Here is a 20396-nt window from a genome sequence, read left to right on the forward strand (position 1 = left end):
GATAATTGGTCAGCTGTAAGAACTATTATTGAAAACATAGTGATTTGTTTTTTCTTTAAAGTTGATTTGATGGTTTCATGTGTTTATAATTTGATTTTTAAGGTCACATGGAACTCACCGAAATTAATAATACGCCCGTGTGAAGCAATTCCTATGGTTCGTTTGGCTTTCGGATTTTTTAAAACTTGATTTCATCTTGATTAATAATAACTATTTATTAGTTTTATGCTGGATTCGATAATGATTGACCCATATTAATGGTTTTAATAACACATATTCAATGGATGACTTTTTTAAATATTTAGCAGCCAGTCCTGAAGATAAACAATGGGGAATAAGTTTTAATGTGGTTGGTAAATCAACAATAAAACCAAACTCTACTTATCCATCGCCAGAGCATCCATCCGGTTATTTTTTTAACTGGGAGATTGGACGTATCCTTTATGAATACCAGGTAAATTATATTACAGAGGGTAAAGGCGTGATCGAAACACAAAATGGTAAATATACAATCACGGCAGGAACCATTTTGTTGATTAAGCCTGGCATGTGGCATCGTTATCGACCCAACCCGTCAACAGGATGGACTGAACATTATATTGGTTTGGAAGGTGAAATTATTGAACGACTTTTCAAGAATCCGGTTCTCAACAGCAAATCCCCTGTAATCAATTGCGGTCTTAAAGAGAGCTTAATCGATTGCTATGATAAAATTTATGAGCTTGCCACAAAGGAAAAACCTGGGTTTCAACTTATTTCGTCAGGAATAGCCATCCGTTTGTTAGGTTCTGTTGTGTCTCATGTTAAAAATAAGGACTTTAAAGGTCAGCCACTGGAAACTGCCATGGAAAAAGCCAAATTTGAAATGCGTAATAATCTTGATAAAGATTTGGATTTTACCGATTTGGCGTCTTCTTTAAACCTTGGTTATTCTTACTTCCGTAAGATGTTTAAGAAACATACAGGGGTATCACCTGGCCAATATCATTTACAACTTCGCTTAATGCGTGCCAAAGAACTTTTGTTAACGACAGATATGCCTATTAAAGAGGTGGCTTATGAAACAGGATTTGAGTCCATTCATTATTTTAGCCGACTCTTTAAAAGCAAAATTGGACAACCACCATCGGAACTCAGGAAAGGCCTATAATGGCTAATAACCTATAGAAGCCGATGATGGAAGGGGTATCTCAAAATTTAATTTTTACCATACGTAGCTCCCGGCCAGTCATCTGTCCGAAATGGGGAGGCCGGTAAGCCGCTTTTATTGAATAAATTATGAATTGGAAAGTAATTCCATCCAAATCGTACGGAAGCCGGTTGTTTCACCTCTGGAGCTGAAACGGTAATTACGTTTCCTTTTATTTCGGCATGGGCAGGATAGAACACGCTATCGGCACCTGCAATGGTAAAATGAGTCAGAGAATCGCCCTTGCAGATGAGTCCTCCATCAACATAATCAAATGACAAAATGATCTTGTTTTCTTTTATTTTCATGCTGCGGTAGATAGGGCCAGAGTACACAATATCTTTCTTGTTGTAGGTTTTAGCAAGTGCCCATAATGATAAGCGGCGTCCCACTTCCTGTTTATTAGTGGGGTGAATATTCGTTGAATCTCCGATATCGGTTGTGACTACCATTCCGCAATTTTTTACGGACCGAAGCGCCATCAACTGAGCTTCTCTGATTTCAGGATTCTGACTTCTGTGTGGTGCAATTTGAACAAAATAAAAGGGAAAATCACCTTGTTTCCAATCGGTTCGCCAGTTTTTAATCATAGCAGGAAACAGCCGACGATATTGCCAGGCCAACTGAGCGTTATTTTCACCCTGGTACCAGATAACACCTTTAATTCGATAATTGAGAAGGGGGGCAATCATTCCGTTATAAAGTACATATGGCGCTTTATTGCTTCCTAATCCGACGGGAGGACGAGGGTTTGAGACTTTTTTACCACTGGCCCGCAATTGATCCAGCGAATCGAGTACCTCTTTATAATCAGACCATACCCGATCCCAGTTTTCCATATTATAGACGTACCGTTTTACACTTTGAGAAAACCCTTTATCGGCTGTGAGTACCGATTTGCGCGTCCATGCTTCAGCCGGTGTTCCACCCCATGATGTGTTTAACAATCCTATTGGTACATTTAGTTCTTGATAAAGATTTTTTCCAAAAAAATATCCTACAGCTGAAAATTCCCCAACTGTTTCAGGCGAACAAACAGTCCATTGACCTTTAACGTCATCAAGGATGGTTTCAGATGTAACGCGTTCTACCGTATACATACGAATTTTAGGGTAATCACCATTTTTAATTTCATTTTTATAGTTAATGACACCGGTTCGCCAATCTCCGTCTTTGCCAAATTTTCCTACTGGCATATGCATGTTGGATTGGCCAGAGCAGATCCAAACTTCGCCTAACCAAACATCCGATACTTTAATTTCATTGTCTCCTTTTACCAGTATGCTGTATGGGCCTCCGGCTTCTATCGTTTTTGCCTTAACTTGCCATTGTCCATTTGCGTTGGCTTTAGTGGCTACTACTTTATTGTTCCAGTCGGTTGTTACAGATACCGCTTCGCCGGGTGTTGCCCATCCCCAAATTAAAACACTGGATTTTTGTTGCAGCACCATGTGGTCGGTAAACAGCCCATGAAGTTTTATCTCAGCGTTGATATTTATTGCCATACACCAAATAATTATGGCAGAGAGTGTCTTGATAATACCGTTATTCATTTTAGTTGTTTTATTAAGATTTTCAATAACAGAATGTTAACTGCATGATCATCGAATAGTGAAATCTGTTTTTCAATTTTAAGATTAAAGGTTTTTATCCTGATTTAGAAATCAAATCCGGTTGTCACTATTCTTTTAAACATTTCATCAATTTTTTAATTTTAAGCACTTTTATTTCGTTTACAGCTATTTGAGCCATGGCACGTGCTCCTTTTTCTCTCAAATGCGTATTGTCGTTAAGGCCGTTGGGGAAGGCCGGATGTTCACCCGGTAAAACATTCATATATAATTTTTTTGAATCCGTCGGGCCCAATTCGGAAACCAGTTTCATGCTCATGCGATGCATATCAATTAACAGCGTGCCAGTTTCATTGGCTGCTTCACGCATCATATCAGGATACATCCCATGCCCGTCTTTAAAAACACCATTATCGGTGAATTTTCGCATCACGATGGGAGTCACCAAGACAGGGATGGCTTTTTTTGCTCGTACATCGTTAACAAAATGAATGAGATTTGATTTATAATCTGCCGGTGGCGTGTAGCGTTCCGGTTTATTTACCGACGCGTCATTGTGCCCAAACTGAATGAAAACGTAATCGCCTTTTTGAAGTTGATTGAGCAATTGTTGCCATCTCCCTTCTGCCTGAAATGATTTAGTACTGCGTCCGCCTATAGCCTGATTGAAAATTTCTATTTTTGAGCTGTCAAAAAAAGTCGGTAATAACTGTCCCCAACCGCGCATGAGCGTTTTTTCTTCGTGATAGCTTTGCATGGTTGAATCGCCTGCCATAAATATTCTGGCTTTTTTGTGTTGAGTAGCAGACATCAGACTCAGTACGAAAATAAGAACTCCTATTGTTTTTATGTTGTTGCTAACACGCTTAATATGAGTTCTGGATTTAATTTTTATATTTCTCATAATGACACAAATTTTTTATAAAAATTAGGTTTATTCTGTAATCGGGCTTTTTTGTTTCTAAGTTATGCTTGTTCGAAAAATATCAGTTTACGATAGTCAATGAAAATTTTGAAAACAAGTGTAACACAGAAGTTGAATTTTATAGACAGATTCTATGTAGGTCGTTTGAACTGGTTAAATGGATTCTCAAATTGGTAAATTTATTTGAGATTGCTTTTTTCGTACAAAAGTTCGTTTCATCGTTTTAATCCCTTAAGAATAACTTTGCCTTGAATACCTGATGGTTGGGGTTGCCATTGGTGAGCTGTGAAAAGGCCATCCGGTCCGGCATTTTGACCTCGGTATGAAGAAAAATTGATATTGTAAAATTTACGGTACTCCAAATTGTTATTCTCCATGTATATTATCCGGTTGGCCATTGTGTTTGAGACTTCTATTTCGATAGTATTTAATCCCTTATTAAGATATCCGGCTGGAACAATGATTTCCTCCTTACAACTAAATAGGGTTCCTATCTGATGCCCATTAATACGGACATTGGCACTATTTGCCAGTTGTTCAATATTTAGTAACAGATCAGTCTCCGGCTCGTTTAGTTGGAAGCTGGTTGAATATACTGCCGTACCGGAAAAATAGCTGAAAATTGAATCGTGTAACTCAGTCCAATATTTAATACCTTTTAAATCAATGGGCTTTGGTAATTCAGGTCCGCCGCCGATGAATTTCAGATTCCATATTTGATCCGATATATTTATCTGGAAACCTGACGGCTCTTTGTAAGCATAGTCATCAATACTGCTGGGCATTTTTGAATAAAACTCGACGATAAGTGATTCACCAGATGATATTTGAAGTCGAATTTCATTGTCTTTTATAAAAGCTGTCCCAAATTCAGAATTCATCGGGTCATATATAATGGCAGCTTTGTACTTGCATCCGAAGGGAATATAGCGGTCAATATTTTGATCGGTCGAATTATGAATAAAGTAAGTCTCCCGGTTCTTTTCGTGTCTTTTAATGTACTTCAAACCAAGTTTGGCCATTGGTTCAGGATTAATGGTCAGATGCTGCAGCAATTCACTGGCCCGGTTTCCCAACAAAACAGAACCTTTTCCGAAATTCTTTTTTTGTATTCCTGTTGAATCAGAAAAATCAAAATTTTGAATCAGATTTTGGAATTCTTGCTCTCGGGCTTTCCAATCTCCACCACCACAAACTTTTTGTGGTACTTTATCCACAAAAACGACTTTGGCACCTTGCGCCATTAATTCCGTAATTTGTTGCATGGTTTTAAGGGGCATATATTCTATGGGGGGCAGAACTAATACATCATAAGATTGATTCCCACTGGTTACTATATTTCCAGAAAACCGACAATTAAGCAATTGACGGTCAGAAATAAAATCAATGGCGTAGCCTTTATTTATTAGTTCAGAGGCGACCTGTCTAAAAGAGGATTCTTGAGCTGTTCCATCAAAATGAACCAGTGTAGGCTTTCCTTTTTGAGTGCTGATGGCATCGTTAAAAGGATAGTATAATAAGATGTTATTTCCACTTTTCCCGCGTTGCATGAAGCTTTGTATTCGGGTTGCATATTCGTTGAGAGCTTTGAAATCGTTCCACATAGGATTTGAAGGCTGAAAGTGCACCGCAGCATAAAATAGCCAGCCCGGCCATGTCGCATTTTCAGGACTGTATGCCGTACCATGATAAAAAACATGGTTGACGCCACCAAGCCAGAATCTATCCAGTGTTAATTTTACATCATTGAGAGTCGAAATAAAATGATCATTAAGCCATGTGGCTGATTCTGCTGCGACTAATGATTTACCCGTGATATGGGCTGCAGAAGCTGCCATTTTAATTTTAATTAAGTCAGTGCCTTCGGTTTCCGGAATATCTGAAGCCCCGTATAAATCGAGTATATTAGCAGGTGAGCCATGAGCCTGGTTGCGAATGAGCATATTGTGCTGGGCCGACCATTGTTGCCATGGACGAGTGAATTGCTCCAGTAATAAATCGGAAATGGTTTCACGATAGTCGTGCCATAGACGGATATTCGTTTCATTATCAGCGTCACCAGCAAGGACCGGTAAATTTTTTTTCAAGTCATAACCACGTAACCGACTGAAATCATTGAAAAAGTCCGGCGTAAAATCAGCATTCCCCTGAGCATCGTCAACTTCATAAGAATCATTAAAGCCGGCGCGTATCCCGTGTACATCCCATTGTTTGAAGGCATGTTCAAATTGTGAAAGATGGTCATCTAAAGCGGTCTGAGAGAAATGATCGATAACATATCCTTCGCCGCCCGGACCTGCTCTTTCGACCATTTTGCCATGATTTCCCATAAATGCAGCATAAAGCGTCCAATTCCCCTCTGGAATATTCCAATTAAGCTCGCCATTACCAGAGACTTTAGAAGTTATATCGATTACATTTTTTGTGTCCAGGTTCTTTGCTACAAGTGCTATAAGTGGTAAAGGCCTGGAAAAGCGCACTTGCTCCAGTGCCCAACATTGTAAACTGTCACCGTTTAGCGAAAAAGGATTTTGAATTTGTTCGATATTTACTTTTTTATTGATGGCTCTTAAATAAGGTTTTTCAGTATATTTTATTTGAGGAAGTTCGTTTTGCCGTGATATTTGAAATTGTTTTATTACAAGGTGTTTACTGGCATCAGCTTCCAAAACCCACGGGCCACCAAATGGCCAGCCGGATGCCATTGCCATATCCACACCCATATTAAGGCTGTCGGCTGTGGCGATTGTATGTTTAAGCATTTCAATCCAACGAAGAGATAAAAATGAAATGGCGTTTTTTTCTTCGCCTTTAACGCCATAAATGGGGGTGATTTCAACCCCACCTAAACCGACATCGTGATACAATCTCAGAGCTGTTGTTAAGTCTTTTTTATTTACGACACTTCCTGGCCACCACCATCGAGTCCAGGGCTTTTGGGTTGATTGAACAACAGGCCAGCCTGGTTGATTATTGTCAGAAGCAACAGATTGGCATCCAATATTGAAAATCATTGTGGCGGATAACAAAAATCCTGAAATAGTTCCCTTAATATTTCGCATGTTAAATGTCTTTGATTAAGTTACATTTCTGTTGTTTTTTTTGAGTTTGTTAACAAAAGTATTACATAAAATTTTAGCAGCAATGCACTATTTGGCATATTGTTTAAACTATTTGCGAAAAATGAAATACGTTTATGGTTAACTTTCATTCACAATCAATATCTTCCGTTTAAATTATTTCTACAATCTCTTTTTTTTTACTTTTCTTTGTAATACAATAATATAAATGATCAATGCAAAAGTGTTTTTTAGTCATTATTCTTTTTTTCCTTATTTCCTGTGATGATTTTTTTGATCTGGAAATAATGGGCAATGGCCGTTTGCAATCGGCGGAGGTTAGTCTTCAGTCATTTAATAAAATTGAGCTGACTGACGATTTTGTTGTTGAAATCTATCAGTCCGATGCAGAAAGACTGTGGCTGGAAGCAGACGAAAACCTGATCAATTATATTAGTTACGAAGTTGATAATAACCTTCTTTTATTTGGCGTAAAGGATAATAAGGCTTTAATTCCACAAAAACAGATTCTCATTAAATTATATGTAGTTGACATTGAATCGATCGATATTAGCGGTGCTGGACAAGTGACTGTTTATGGACTAAAAAGTGATAAACTGAACGTTGCAATATCGGGCGGGTCGCGATTCAAAGTTGATTCAATTGATGTAGGTGTATTTTATTATGAGTCCAATGGGAGTACCAAAGCATCCGTTGAAGGAAAGCTATCTTCGGTCGTTTTAAGACAGGTAGGCTCCGGCGAAATTGACATTAATGGTATTGGCGATAATATTTCAATTATACAGGAAGGTTCCGGATTGGTCAATACGATCCATTTTTCTGTTCAGAATGCTGATGTAAATCTTGTGGGGTCCGGATTGATCTATTGTAATTCTGAAAGTATACTAAATGTGACTGTTGATGGTCTGGGGAAAGTTTTCTATACGGGAAATCCTATTATTACAAAGGATTTGACTGATCCTTCTTGTTTGATTCACCAGAATTAAGAGTTGTGTTAAATACAACCACAAACAAAATCGTCCGCTAACGAATCAAGTGCCTCGGTTTCGGCAATTTTTTCTTCTTGCGTTCCTGCGCATTTTTCGCAAACAGGTAAATTCACTTTATTATTATAGGTAATGATTGTATGCTTGATAGGTTGCTTACAAACAAAACAGTATGCTGATGTTTTATTGATATTATGTTTATCCATTTATTAATTTGATTAATATTATGTAATTTAAAGTGTTAATTCGTTGTTGATATTTGATTTTATTTAATTTCTGGTCTGAAATTATATTGTCTTTTAAATAAGTTGTTTAGCGTGATATTGTTTCTCAAAATTAATGAATATTATTAATATTCACAATGAGTGGTTTTTGTTTCTAATGAATAAAAAATAAATATTTGAAATATTTTTGTTCATTTTGGTCAATTTTTAATTCAAATTGTAAGTTAGAATATTTAAAAATATTATTTTTGAAACCAAATTAAATTTTTTACTTATTTATTCGCAGTAAAATTCATTTTTAAGTCTGAGATAATAGATCTTATATACATTGTTAAATTATAAAAAATGAAAAACCAGGTATCTCGTTACATTGATGATTTTATGGCAGGTGTTATCGCACGAAATCCTGCCGAGCCCGAGTTCCATCAGGCTGTACACGAAGTTGTTGAAAGTTTGGCTCCCTTTATTTTGGAGAATCCGATTTTAATGAAGAATAAGATTTTGGAACGTATGACTGAGCCGGAACGCGTAATTATGTTTCGTGTGCCATGGCTCGACGATCGCGGTGAAGTTCAGATTAACCGTGGCTTTCGTATCCAAATGAACAGTGCTATTGGACCCTACAAAGGTGGACTTCGGTTTCATGCGTCTGTTAACCTGGGGATTCTGAAATTTTTAGCTTTTGAGCAAGTTTTAAAAAATAGTCTTACTTCGTTACCTATGGGGGGTGGCAAAGGTGGATCTGATTTTAATCCAAAGGGAAAATCTGATAATGAAGTCATGAAGTTTTGTCAGTCTTTTATGACCGAATTAAGCCGCCATGTGGGTGCTGATACCGATGTGCCGGCTGGAGATATTGGTGTTGGCGGACGTGAAGTTGGGTACATGTTTGGTCAATATAAGCGTTTACGCAATGAATTTACCGGTTCTTTAACCGGGAAAGGGCTTGAGTTTGGTGGCAGCCCGCTGCGTCCTGAAGCAACTGGTTATGGAACTGTTTATTTTGCTACTGAAATGCTAAAAACCATGGATAGTAGTTTTAAAGGTAAAACGGTTGCTGTAAGTGGTTCAGGTAACGTTGCTCAGTATGCTGTTAAAAAGGCCCTGGAACTAGGGGCAAAGGTGGTTACTCTTTCCGACTCAAACGGTTCAGTGTACGATCCGGATGGTATTGATGCCGAAAAACTTCAATATGTTATGATGCTTAAAAATGCATTCAGGGGACGTATTAAAGAATATGCAGAAAAATATCCTTCTGCCCAGTATTGGGAAGGACGTCGGCCCTGGAAGGCTAAATGCGATATTGCCTTGCCTTGTGCAACGCAGAATGAGCTGAATGGTGATGACGCTGCAACGCTGGTGGCTAATGGGTGTATTTGTGTTGCTGAAGGGGCTAATATGCCTTCAACTCCTGAAGCCATTAAAGTTTTTCAGGACAGCAAAATACTTTATGCGCCCGGTAAGGCTGCTAACGCTGGTGGTGTTGCCGTATCTGGCCTTGAAATGTCGCAGAATTCAATGCGGTTAACCTGGACACCTGAGGAAGTGGACAATAAACTTCAGGGTATCATGAAAAGTATTCATGCCAATTGTGTTAAAAACGGAACCGGTGAAGACGGGTATGTCAACTATGTTAAAGGCGCTAACATCAGCGGTTTTATGAAAGTTGCCAATGCCATGCTGGCTCAGGGTTTGGTATAATAATTAGCTATTTGTTAATAATATTACCCTCAAAAACTAAGTGTTTTTGAGGGTTTTTTTATTTCTTTGAACCAAAATCTTAAAAAATGTGAATGATTTAATGTTCACACCGGCATAATTTAAACCTAATTTAATAAAATTTACAATGTTCAAAGATTTACCGCGTAATACGATTTTAGGTGTCCAGTTTTTATTTGTGGCCTTCGGAGCTACTGTTCTTGTCCCTCTGAGTGTGGGGATTGATCCTTCTATAGCCTTGTTTTCAGCAGGGGTAGGGACGTTAATTTTTCATCTGGTTACCAAAGGAATGGTACCGGTATTCTTAGGAAGTAGTTTCGCTTTTATTGCGCCAATTATTTCGGCTACAGAGCAGTTTGGATATGCTGGTATGCTGTCGGGAATTGTAGCTGTTGGTTTTGTCTATGGCATCATGTCGGTTATTGTTAAATGGAAAGGGCTGAAATTAATTAATACTTTTTTTCCTTCCGTTGTGGTGGGGCCTGTCATTATGGTAATAGGTCTTTCATTGGCATCTGTCGGTGTTGCAAAGGCTCATTCTGATTGGCTTTTGGCTGGTGTAACGCTTCTAACAGCCATTGTTGTTGTTATTTATACCAAGGGTCTCATTCAGTTGGTTCCTATTTTTATAGGATTGCTGGTGGGATATATACTGGCTTTGTTTATGGGCCGAGTTGATTTCAGTGGTGTGGAATCCGCACCTTGGTTTGCTTTACCCACATTTACAATGCCGGAGTGGAACTGGAACGCCATTGTTTATATGATTCCGGTTGCAATAGCTCCATTGATTGAACATGTGGGAGATATGTACGCGATTGGTGCAGTCGCAGAAAAAGATTTTGTAAAAAAACCGGGTTTGCACCGTACAATGTTGGGCGATGGGCTGGCAACTGCTTTTGCTGGTTTTATTGGTAGTGTGCCTAATACAACTTATTCAGAGGTGACAGGTGCTATTTCATTGACTAAAGTGACCAACCCCATGGTGCTTCGTATTTCGGCCATAACTGCTATTGTTTTTAGTGTTGTTGGTAAAGTCAGTGGTTTATTGAAGTCTATACCAGAAGGCGTTTTAGGTGGTATTATGCTTTTGCTTTTTGGTTCAATTGCAACCGTTGGTATTAAAACTTTGATGGATTCGAAAATCGATTTGCACAAGTCACGTAATCAGGTAATTCTTTCAGTTGTGCTGACGGTTGGAATTGGGGGCGCAGTCGTTGATTTTGGGAATTTTTCAATGTCGGGAATCGGCCTCGCTGCCGTTGTTGGTGTTTTGCTGAATTTAATTTTGCCTGAAAAATCAAAACCGGTTAAAAGTAAAAAATAAAGGATTAAATTTGTGTCTGAAGAACATGGTTTTTCTTTATATGTTAAGGATGCAAAATATTGATGATCAAATAGAAGCCCTTCATATTGAAGGGCTTCGTGAGTTAGTCGATTATTATGGAAGCTACGATCGCCAGATTTCAGAGGTGCGGGAGAAGTATAATTTCCATTGTGTGAATAGATGCGGCGCCTGTTGTATGACGCCATCTATAAATATTGAGGTATCGACATTTGAAATGATTCCAATGGCCATTGAAATTATTCATGAACATAAGGACGACCTTTTTTTGAAAAGTCTTGATGCTTCGGGAATAGATGAAATTCCGTGTGTTATTTATCAAAAGACTTCACTCGATGGGAGAGAGGGGTATTGTTCCAGATATGGTTCGCGTCCATTGATTTGCCGTCTTTTTGGAGGTGGAACCAGGATGAATAAAAACGCGCAACGAGAGTTGATTCTGTGTCGGCTCTTGAAGAAAAATCAGTACATTAGTGCTGAAAGTTTGGCAATGGTAACGCAAAAAATGCCGCTTAGTTCTGAAGTATCTACGTATGTACGAGGTCTAAATAGTGATATTGATCCTACTTTATACGCTATTAATGTGGCATTAAAGAAAGCGCTTGAATATATTTTATTTAAACTGCATTGGCTCAATCCCGAGGCTCCGGAACCAGGTTCTCCGCCATTTGGAACACCTCCGGGACATTTCCCGGTAGCCGCATAAATATTTGCGTTTGAAAGATGTTGAAAAATACAAGAATCAATTAATTCCTTTTTTACCTGCGGAAGACTGGTTGATCGGTTTGGTTTTCAGGGGTGAAACGGAACCTTGGTCTGATGATTTTGGTGACGAAGGCTCAATGATTGACTTTGCGCTCAAGCATGGGCTGGGCCAGATTTTATACCGCAGTCCTGTCGTTGATTCGCTGACGGAAGTGGGGCGAAATAAGCTGAAAAAGGAGTATTTTTCTAATCTGGCTCGTAATGCTGCTCTGCAAATAGTAGGCGATGAAGTGTTGCAAAAACTTCGTAGCAAAGGAATTGAAGCGATGTTACTTAAAGGTAGTTTTCTTTCCCGCGTTGTTTATAGAGATTCCGCCCTTCGACCGATGAGTGATATCGACATTCTGGTGCCCTCAGGAAGAGCTGAAGAAGCTTTTACGATGCTTGCGCCGGATGGGGCTGACCTGGTTAATATGGATAAATACGGGCATCATTTACCCGGTTTTATGTATCGGGGTGTGTTGCTGGAAATTCATAAATCGTTATTTGCTGTTAATCTAAAATATCAGATTCCCACGGCTATTATCTGGCAAAAGAAGGAAATTATACCCGATGGTGGGTTGAATGCCATGCACCCTTTGCATTTATTGGCGCATTTACTGCTCCACATATACTATTCTTATCGTAATGGAGGAGTGCGTTTGGGGTGGTTTTATGATTTAAAGCTTTGTTTTGAATATTATCAAAACCGTTTTACCAAGGAGGAAATCATTAATTTTATGTCGGCCAATGATTTGCTAAAGCCTGTTTCACGTGTTTTAGGCTTGCTGCATTTTTTATGGCCACAATCATATTTGGGAAGCGATGATTTTGAAGTGCCACTCAATGATGTGGCTGAGATGGCCAGCTTTATCAAGCGGCACAATGGCGGACCATCGGGCTTAAAATATGGCTATTCTATTGCATGGGAACGTTTGAAATATTCAAAAGACTGGAAGGCGCGATTGGCTTTTATGAAACACCTTGTGTTGGTTGATAAAACAGGTTCTCATCATCATTTGCTTTTTCGTCTCTGGTATTTGGTAAAAAGTAGTCTCCGCATGTTATTATTTCGACTGTTTGGTCGTTAAATTATTCTATACTAGTGGCTTCATCCAGGTTAACAACCAGTGTATAACCAATTTGGCTGATTTCAATATACAGTTTTTTCTGGCCATTTATTTTTGTTATTTTTCCTTTCACGCCTGCCAGTGGTCCGGAAGTGACCATTACCTGCTGGCCTTTTTTCAGCGAGCTGCTTTCTACGCTGAAGTTCAATTTGTTTTCAACGGTTTTGCGCATAGCCTCCATTTCTTCATCAGGAATCACTACTGCTTTTCCTTTGTGAGAAACATAAGCCACTATTCCGGGTATTTCAAACACTTTGCGGTAGTCATCCAATGAGATGCGGATGAAGACATATGAACTAATAATTGGTGTTTCAACCCATTTTTTCCGATCAGACCATTGACGTAATTCTCTTTTGAGTGGCAAATAGGACTCAATGCCTTTTTTTATCAGTTGATCTTGTACTTTTTTTTCGGCTCTTGATTTGGTATATAAGGCGTACCAGTATTTTACAGCTGATGTATTATTTGTTTCCAAAATGAATGTCTTTCTTGTTTCGCCAAAAATACAAAATTATTATTGGTTAGTGTTAATGTTAATAAAAATGGCCCTTCAAAATAAATCAAACAACCTTGTCCAAAAAAAGAATAATATAATGATTTTATTGGTTGTGTATAAGCTGTTTATATGTTGTATAAAAAGACGCGAAATCTAGCCTAAAAGTCGTTTAAAACCTATATTTTTATTATATTTGTGGACCTTCAACAAAACAGGTTGAACGGATTAATCCAATATAAATAATCATGAGCGATAATTTAAATCTCACTCCTAATTCGTCTGAGAAAGGCAGCTATTCGGCCAATAATATTCAGGTACTGGAAGGATTGGAAGCCGTGCGTAAACGTCCGGCTATGTATATTGGCGATGTAAGTGTTAAAGGTTTGCACCATTTGGTTTATGAAGTGGTGGATAACTCTATTGATGAGGCTTTAGCCGGTCATTGCAACTCAATACAGGTGACCATCAACGAAGATGACTCGGTTACGGTGGTCGATAACGGACGGGGTATCCCGGTCGATATGCATGAAAAAGAAGGTCGCTCTGCGCTAGAAGTGGTTATGACGGTTTTGCATGCCGGTGGTAAGTTTGATAAGGGTAGTTATAAGGTTTCTGGTGGTTTGCACGGTGTTGGTGTTTCTTGTGTTAACGCGCTGTCAACCAAAACTGTGGTTGAGGTCTACCGTGAAGGCAAAAAATACCGGCAGGAATATCATCGTGGTAAACCTATTTCACCTGTAGCTGAAGTGGGTACAACGGAACTGAGGGGAACGATGGTAACGTTTAAACCTGATGATACCATTTTCAATACGACAGAATACAAATTTTCAATATTGGCAGACCGAATGCGCGAACTGGCGTTTTTAAATGCAAATATTGAAATTATATTAACCGATAAAAGAGAAGTGGATGAGAATGGGCAATATCTTTCAGAGCGTTTTCATTCGACGGATGGACTGAAAGAATTTGTTCAGTTTATCGATTCAAACCGGGAGCCTCTGATTGACGAGATCATTTATATTAATTCAGATAAAAGTGATACGCCTGTTGAGTTGGCTATTCTTTATAATACTTCTTTTAGCGAGAACATCTATTCTTACGTCAACAATATTAATACCATTGAAGGCGGAACACACATGACTGGCTTTAGACGTGGTTTAACACGTACCTTAAAAAATTGGGCTGATAAGTCAGGTCTGTTGCAGAAGCTTAAGTTTGATATCAATGGCGATGATTTTCGTGAGGGGTTAACGGCTGTTATCTCGGTAAAAGTGGCTGAGCCTCAGTTTGAAGGGCAGACAAAGACCAAACTGGGTAACAGTGATGTGGCTGGGGTTGTAGACACAGCTGTCAGCACTATGCTGAATAATTATCTTGAAGAGAATCCAAAGGATGCCAAGGCCATTGTTAATAAGGTTATTTTGGCGGCCACAGCTCGTCATGCGGCCCGTAAAGCCCGTGAATTGGTACAGCGAAAAAGTGTGTTGTCGGGAGGCGGTTTGCCTGGTAAACTTGCCGATTGTTCTGAAAAAGATGCTGCCCTATGTGAGGTGTTTCTGGTTGAGGGGGACTCGGCCGGTGGTACTGCTAAACAAGGTCGTAACCGTCAGTTTCAGGCAATCTTACCTTTAAGAGGTAAAATTTTGAATGTGGAGAAAGCTCTCCAACATAAGGTGTTTGAAAGTGAGGAAATTAAAAATATATTTACGGCTCTCGGTGTTACGATTGGTACCGAAGACGACAGCAAGGCGCTTAATCTGACAAAACTGAGATATCATAAAATTATAATAATGACCGATGCCGATGTGGATGGTCGCCATATCACAACTTTGATTATGACGTTTTTCTTCCGTTATATGAAAGAGATGATTTTAGGAGGTCACCTGTACATTGCTACACCACCATTGTATTTGATGCGTAAGGGCAAAGTGGAGGAGTATTGTTGGGATGAAAAGCAGCGTCGTGAATTTGTAGAGAAATTTGGTGGCGGTAAAGAAGATTCAATTCATATTCAACGATATAAAGGTTTGGGTGAAATGAATGCCGAGCAATTATGGACAACAACCATGTCGCCTGAGCATCGTACTTTACGTCAGGTTTCAATTGAAAGTGCGGCCGAAGCCGACCGTATTTTTAGTATGTTGATGGGAGATGATGTTCCGCCACGTCGCGATTTTATTGAGAAAAATGCGACTTATGCCAATATTGATGTGTAAGCAGTTATAGCCTGTTGAAATTTTATTATATTAACCTCTTCGGATTGTTACCGGAGAGGTTTTTTATTTGTTGTTTATATGCGAACAGTAATTATTACAGTTTCCAATAATCTTGTAACCGATCATCGTGTGGCTAAAATGACTGGTTATTTGAAGTCAAGAGGTTACAAAGTGTTAGTTTGGGGGCGAAAGTGGCCCGCAAAGAATTATGAGCAAGAGGTCAATGTTCGACGATTTAATTTATGGTTTAATAAAGGACCGTTGTTTTATCTGAATCTGAATTGTCGTCTGTTTTTTGCTCTTTTAACACAACGGGCCGATTTCTTTTTGGCTGTTGATCTGGATACGTTGCCCGCTTGCCGGTTGGCTGGTCTTTTTAGGAGAACGCCGGTTGTATTTGACAGTCATGAATATTTTCCGGAAGTACCTGAGTTGCAGCATCGCCCATTGATTAAGTCCATTTGGCTTACGATTCAGGATTGGCTCGTGCCTGGTATTTATGCCGGAATTACTGTTTCAAAAGGATTGGTGAATTTATATAAAGAGCGCTATCAGTTGGATTTTAAGTTGGTAAGAAATATTCCATCGGTTGCGAAGCACTTCATACCCATTCGTAAAGTGAACAACCGTCCTGTGGTTTATTACCAGGGTGCATTGAATGTGGGCCGTGGTCTGGAAGAGGCCATAAGGGCCATGGCTTTCTTACCGGGTTACCAATTGTTGATAGTTGGTCGGGGCGATTTAGAACATGACCTTAAACAATTAACGGATAATTTGAAGTTGAATGCACAAGTTCGTTTTGTTGGAGCCGTGCCGTTTTATGAATTGCCAAAGTATGCGGCACAGGCACATGTTGGATTATGCTTGCTTCAAAATTTGGGCTTGAATTATTACCACTCCTTACCAAATCGTTTGTTTGATTATCCAATGTTGGGTTTACCAATATTGGCTTCTGATTTTCCCGATATTCATGATTTTATTGAACAGTATGAAACCGGTCTCCTGACATCATCCATGGTGCCTTCTGAATTGGCGGCCATTATTCGTCGTATATGTGAGGATGATAAATTACGTGAAAGGATAGGAGAGAAAATGATGGTGGCCTCATCAATGTTAAGCTGGGAAAATGAGGTAAAACAATTGAATACAATATTTCATTAACAAAAAAACAGGGATGTCACTAATGGTAACATCCCTGTTTTTCGTACTAAGATTATTTCGTCTCCAAAAGAATCTGATATGTGTTGATAATTTTTAACGACCTAAGAAACAATAATTAACCCAGATAAGTTTTTAACAATTTACTGCGTGATGTATGTCGCAAACGTCGTATTGCTTTTTCCTTTATCTGACGAACTCTTTCGCGGGTTAAACCAAAACGCTCACCAATTTCTTCCAATGTCATTTCCTGACATCCAATACCAAAAAATAATTTAATGATATCGCTCTCCCTTTCGGTTAATGTGGCTAATGCACGTTCAATTTCACGGGCAAGAGATTCATTGATTAACGAACGGTCAGCATTGGGTGAATCGCCATTGACAAGTACATCCAGCAAGCTGTTGTCTTCACCCTCAACAAATGGCGCATCCACAGATATATGGCGACCAGCAACCCGAAGCGTATCTGAAACTTTATCAGCAGGTAATTCCAATTCATCGGCCAATTCTTCTGGCGATGGCTTGCGTTCGTGTTCCTGCTCAAATTTTGAATAGGCTTTATTTATCTTATTTAATGAGCCAACCTGATTCAGTGGCAAACGTACAATTCTTGACTGCTCGGCCAAAGCCTGCAATATTGATTGACGAATCCACCATACAGCATATGAGATAAATTTAAAACCACGGGTTTCATCAAATTTCTCAGCTGCTTTTATTAGTCCCAGATTACCTTCATTTATAAGGTCGGGCAAACTTAAGCCCTGATTCTGGTATTGTTTGGCTACCGATACTACGAAACGCAAATTGGCTCTGGTCAGCTTTTCGAGGGCTGTTTGATCTCCCTTTTTTATGCGCTGCGCCAGTTCTACTTCCTCTTCAACAGATATTAGTTCCTCACGACCAATTTCCTGAAGATATTTATCCAATGATGCGCTTTCGCGATTGGTGATTGATTTTGTTATTTTTAGTTGTCTCATGTCTCCTCCAAATACGCCGCAAAAGTACGCTTTTTTTCAGACTAAAGCAATAGGTCTACGGTGTATTACATTATTATTATTCCTGAAGATTTATCGCATAATAGGCGACTTTTCCATTCGGATAAATTCCGGTCAGAAAAAGTCCATCATTTAAAACTTCTACTACTTTTTTCAGGTCTTCTTCGCTGTTGATAGGCACCCTATTGGCCTGGGTTATTATATAGCCTTTGCTGACGCCTGCATCTTTGAATTTTCCTGAAGTTACATTTTTAACTTTTAATCCATTGCGTAATCCAAACCGTTGTTTTTCGCTGCTGGATAGTGGCTCAAATGTGGCTCCCAGCTGACCGAATTTTCCAGTTGTTTTAACAATATCAGTATTACCTTGAATGTTACGTAAGGTAATGGTAAAAGGTTTTCTTTTACCGTCACGTATTATTTCTACTTGTACACTATCGCCAGGACGGTATCGGCTTATTTTTTCCTGCAATTGGGGTACGGTATTGACTTTATCGCCATTTACACTGACTATTACATCACCCGATTTGATGCCTGCCACTTGTGCGCCACCACCGTCTATGGCTTCAACTACATAAACTCCGGTGCCGGGGTCGAGGTTCATTTTTTTGGCTAATTCGTTGTCCATTTCCCGAATATTAACACCAATCAGTCCCCTTTGTACTTCGCCAAATTCCATCAGATCTGATACCACTTTTTGTACAATACTCACCGGAACGGCAAATGAATATCCTGTGTATGATCCTGTTTGTGAGGCAATAGCTGTATTAATACCAACCAGTTCTCCGGATGTATTGACCAACGCGCCTCCGCTGTTACCCGGATTTACAGCAGCATCGGTTTGAATGAATGCTTCTATGCTCATTTGTCCGAGAATCTGAATACTACGTGACTTGGCGCTCACAATACCTGCCGTTACGGTGGAGGTCAAATTAAAAGGGTTGCCGACTGCAAGCACCCATTCGCCAATTTTTAAATCATCTGAATTACCATATTGCATATAAGGCAATTCGGATGCATCGATTTTTAAAAGTGCAATGTCGGTGGTGGGATCGGTGCCTACAACAACGGCTTTAAACGTTCGTTTGTCGTTCAGAATAACTTCAATTTCGTTGGCATCGTCTATAACATGGTTATTGGTGACAATAAATCCATCAGCTGAGACAATGACCCCGGAGCCTGAACCCATAACCTGTCTTTCCATTGGCCGTTGCTGGTAACCGTTTGGCCCAAAGAAAAAATCGAATAATGGATTGTCCATATATGACTGTGATACTGATGATGTGGCTTTGGTTTGCACGTGTACGACGCTATGAACCGATTGGTCGGCGGCATATGTCAAATCAGGATAGCCTGTCGTCGGTTTTTCCTGTGATAAGGAAGCGTAGCGAGCTGAGTGGTTCACTTCAACAGGGACTTCGACCCGCTGTACCAAAGGTCCATTAATTTTGGAAAAAATAAAAACACCAATAAAAGCACTGATGATTGATATTGCAACGGTTGCAAAAAGTTGTTTCTTATTTTTCATGACATATTAATTTTAAAGGTTTGCATATAACAATCAAATTATATGCCTTTAAAATATCGGTTAACAAAATTTAACGAGGCTTGTGTTTGATTTAAGGTGCGCTTTGGAGTGAAGAAACCCCCTGGGAGATATTCCGGTCACCCTACCCTAATCCTTAAACAAAACCGAAATGCCACCGAAGGGGGCTTGAATGACATAAAATTAAGTTAATTAAGCACTAATGTCAATTGAAAAATTCGATTTGATTGGTAGGAGTGACTCCTCTTCCTTATCTTTGTGCCCTAATTGTTTTTCTATGTCTGATATTAAATTCTATAAGTATCACGGTGCCGGTAACGATTTTATTTTGATTGATAACCGTTCGCTTTTCTTTGATGCAAAGGAGGTTCAGCTAATCGAAGCGATGTGCCATCGCAGGTTTGGTATAGGTGCAGACGGGCTTATGTTGTTGCAAAATTCGAAAAGCTATGCTTTTTCGATGCGTTATTTCAACAGTGACGGTCGCGAAGCCACCATGTGTGGTAATGGGGGGCGTTGTATTGTTGCCTTCGCCGAAAAAATGGGCCTTGTTGATAAGGGTAAGTTGTTTGAATTTGAGGCGGTTGACGGGCGACATGAGGCTATTTGTCAGACGGATTATGTGCGTCTTAAAATGGTTGATGTTAGTGGCATTGATGAGTCCGGTGGAACCTATTATTTGAATACAGGGTCACCGCATCATGTTAGTTTTCATCCTCAGATTGATGGTCTGGATGTTTTTGGCAAAGGCCGGGAAATTCGGTATAGTGACCGTTTTAAAACAGAAGGTACTAATGTTAATTTTGTAGAGGTGATCAGTGACGGACATATTAAGGTTAGAACTTATGAGCGGGGTGTTGAGGATGAAACATGGGCCTGCGGTACCGGATGTGTGGCTTCTGTTTTAACCGATTATTATGTGCATGGAAAAAAGAATAACTATCAGGTGTCTGTTCTTGGTGGAGAACTGAAGGTTAGTTTTGAGCCCGTTTCCAAAGGGGTGTATAAAAATATATGGTTGGATGGTCCGGCTAAATTTGTTTTTGAAGGTCATTATTCTTTTTAGTGTTTGC

Annotated in this window: 16 protein-coding genes; 9 read left to right on the forward strand and 7 right to left on the reverse strand. The window is 39.3% G+C overall.

What is annotated here, in order from left to right; all coding sequences use genetic code 11:
* Nucleotides 1-280 precede the first annotated feature (280 nt).
* Nucleotides 281-1150, forward strand: coding sequence for an AraC family transcriptional regulator (locus ACT3CD_RS12925; protein WP_444646055.1), 870 nt, complete (start codon nucleotides 281-283; stop codon nucleotides 1148-1150).
* 47 nt (nucleotides 1151-1197) lie between these two features.
* On the opposite strand, the gene ACT3CD_RS12930 is transcribed toward ACT3CD_RS12925, so the two are convergent.
* The 3 genes from ACT3CD_RS12930 to ACT3CD_RS12940 all read right to left on the reverse strand — a co-directional run bounded on the left by ACT3CD_RS12930 (nucleotide 1198) and on the right by ACT3CD_RS12940 (nucleotide 6747).
* A complete protein-coding gene (locus ACT3CD_RS12930) occupies nucleotides 1198-2694 on the reverse strand; it encodes a sialate O-acetylesterase (protein ID WP_444646056.1) in 1497 nt (498 codons plus the stop codon).
* A gap of 175 nt (nucleotides 2695-2869) precedes the next feature.
* On the reverse strand, nucleotides 2870-3664 hold the full coding sequence (locus tag ACT3CD_RS12935; RefSeq protein ID WP_444646057.1) for a rhamnogalacturonan acetylesterase: 795 nt from the start codon (nucleotides 3662-3664) through the stop codon (nucleotides 2870-2872).
* 236 nt (nucleotides 3665-3900) lie between these two features.
* Entirely contained in the window at nucleotides 3901-6747 is a 2847-nt protein-coding gene (locus ACT3CD_RS12940; protein ID WP_444646058.1) for a glycosyl hydrolase, read from the reverse strand.
* A gap of 233 nt (nucleotides 6748-6980) precedes the next feature.
* On the opposite strand from ACT3CD_RS12940, the gene ACT3CD_RS12945 reads away from it, so the two are divergent.
* Nucleotides 6981-7751, forward strand: a complete 771-nt coding sequence (locus tag ACT3CD_RS12945; protein ID WP_444646059.1) for a head GIN domain-containing protein — start codon at nucleotides 6981-6983, stop codon at nucleotides 7749-7751.
* A gap of 8 nt (nucleotides 7752-7759) precedes the next feature.
* Here the strand turns inward: ACT3CD_RS12945 and ACT3CD_RS12950 are convergent, their stop codons facing one another.
* A complete protein-coding gene (locus ACT3CD_RS12950) occupies nucleotides 7760-7957 on the reverse strand; it encodes a hypothetical protein (protein WP_444646060.1) in 198 nt (65 codons plus the stop codon).
* Nucleotides 7958-8320: 363 nt separating this feature from the next.
* Here ACT3CD_RS12950 and gdhA point away from each other — a divergent pair, with 363 nt between their 5' ends.
* The 4 genes from gdhA (at nucleotide 8321) to ACT3CD_RS12970 (ending at nucleotide 12871) form a co-directional block, all read left to right on the forward strand.
* Nucleotides 8321-9676 (forward strand): NADP-specific glutamate dehydrogenase, encoded by a 1356-nt coding sequence (gene gdhA / locus ACT3CD_RS12955; RefSeq protein ID WP_444646061.1) that lies wholly within the window; start codon nucleotides 8321-8323, stop codon nucleotides 9674-9676.
* A 145-nt stretch (nucleotides 9677-9821) separates the two neighbouring features.
* Nucleotides 9822-11018, forward strand: coding sequence for a uracil-xanthine permease family protein (locus ACT3CD_RS12960; RefSeq protein ID WP_444646062.1), 1197 nt, complete (start codon nucleotides 9822-9824; stop codon nucleotides 11016-11018).
* Between the two features lie 49 nt (nucleotides 11019-11067).
* Nucleotides 11068-11742, forward strand: coding sequence for a YkgJ family cysteine cluster protein (locus tag ACT3CD_RS12965; protein ID WP_444646063.1), 675 nt, complete (start codon nucleotides 11068-11070; stop codon nucleotides 11740-11742).
* A 10-nt stretch (nucleotides 11743-11752) separates the two neighbouring features.
* Nucleotides 11753-12871, forward strand: coding sequence for a nucleotidyltransferase family protein (locus ACT3CD_RS12970; RefSeq protein WP_444646064.1), 1119 nt, complete (start codon nucleotides 11753-11755; stop codon nucleotides 12869-12871).
* 1 nt (nucleotide 12872) lies between these two features.
* Here ACT3CD_RS12970 and ACT3CD_RS12975 read toward each other — a convergent pair whose 3' ends face one another.
* Nucleotides 12873-13385 (reverse strand): UpxY family transcription antiterminator, encoded by a 513-nt coding sequence (locus ACT3CD_RS12975; RefSeq protein ID WP_444646065.1) that lies wholly within the window; start codon nucleotides 13383-13385, stop codon nucleotides 12873-12875.
* A gap of 266 nt (nucleotides 13386-13651) precedes the next feature.
* Between ACT3CD_RS12975 and gyrB the strand changes: the two genes are divergently transcribed.
* Nucleotides 13652-15622 carry a DNA topoisomerase (ATP-hydrolyzing) subunit B gene (gyrB, locus tag ACT3CD_RS12980; protein ID WP_444646066.1) on the forward strand — a complete coding sequence of 657 codons (1971 nt, stop codon included), beginning with the start codon at nucleotides 13652-13654 and terminating at the stop codon, nucleotides 15620-15622.
* A gap of 78 nt (nucleotides 15623-15700) precedes the next feature.
* A complete protein-coding gene (locus ACT3CD_RS12985; protein ID WP_444646067.1) occupies nucleotides 15701-16783 on the forward strand; it encodes a glycosyltransferase in 1083 nt (360 codons plus the stop codon).
* A gap of 115 nt (nucleotides 16784-16898) precedes the next feature.
* Here the strand turns inward: ACT3CD_RS12985 and ACT3CD_RS12990 are convergent, their stop codons facing one another.
* Together ACT3CD_RS12990 and ACT3CD_RS12995 are read right to left on the reverse strand one after the other, a co-directional pair.
* Nucleotides 16899-17759 carry a sigma-70 family RNA polymerase sigma factor gene (locus tag ACT3CD_RS12990; RefSeq protein ID WP_444646068.1) on the reverse strand — a complete coding sequence of 287 codons (861 nt, stop codon included), beginning with the start codon at nucleotides 17757-17759 and terminating at the stop codon, nucleotides 16899-16901.
* A 76-nt stretch (nucleotides 17760-17835) separates the two neighbouring features.
* On the reverse strand, nucleotides 17836-19305 hold the full coding sequence (locus ACT3CD_RS12995) for a Do family serine endopeptidase (protein ID WP_444646069.1): 1470 nt from the start codon (nucleotides 19303-19305) through the stop codon (nucleotides 17836-17838).
* A 295-nt stretch (nucleotides 19306-19600) separates the two neighbouring features.
* Here ACT3CD_RS12995 and dapF point away from each other — a divergent pair, with 295 nt between their 5' ends.
* Nucleotides 19601-20389: a diaminopimelate epimerase gene (dapF, locus tag ACT3CD_RS13000; protein ID WP_444646070.1), complete on the forward strand. Its 789-nt coding sequence runs from the start codon at nucleotides 19601-19603 to the stop codon at nucleotides 20387-20389.
* Nucleotides 20390-20396 lie beyond the last annotated feature (7 nt).

Origin of the sequence: Geofilum sp. OHC36d9 (assembly GCF_052400685.1) — a bacterium.
In the GTDB taxonomy this organism is placed as follows: domain Bacteria; phylum Bacteroidota; class Bacteroidia; order Bacteroidales; family Marinilabiliaceae; genus CAZHHH01.